This is a genomic window from Micromonospora sp. DT233, assembly GCF_049841815.1.
In the GTDB taxonomy this organism is placed as follows: Bacteria; Actinomycetota; Actinomycetes; order Mycobacteriales; family Micromonosporaceae; genus Micromonospora.
Genome location: NZ_JBNCLB010000054.1, coordinates 1 through 242, shown reverse-complemented (window position 1 = coordinate 242; position 242 = coordinate 1). Strand labels below are relative to the sequence as shown.

The following is a 242-nucleotide window of genomic DNA, read 5'->3' as shown; positions in this document are numbered from 1 at the left end:
TGGGCCTGGTGGGTGTGCCAGGCGGTTTCGTACTCGTCTGGGGATCGCCAGCCGAGGTCCTTTTGGATGCGGCGGGTATTGTACCAGCCGTCGATGTAGCCGAAGATCGCGTTCTCGGCCTCGTCGCAGGTGCGCCACGAGTTGCGGTAGACCAGTTCAATCTTTAACGTCGACCAGAAGTTTTCCATCAGGGCGTTGTCGTAGCTGTCGCCGACCGAGCCCATCGAGGGCAGGATGCCGTT

General features: G+C 60.7%; 1 protein-coding gene. It reads right to left on the bottom strand.

Annotation, left to right across the window (positions count from 1 at the left end):
* Nucleotides 1-242, bottom strand: a 242-nt coding sequence (locus ACLQ2V_RS28165) for a transposase (protein WP_425721747.1), incomplete at both ends; no start/stop codon positions are given.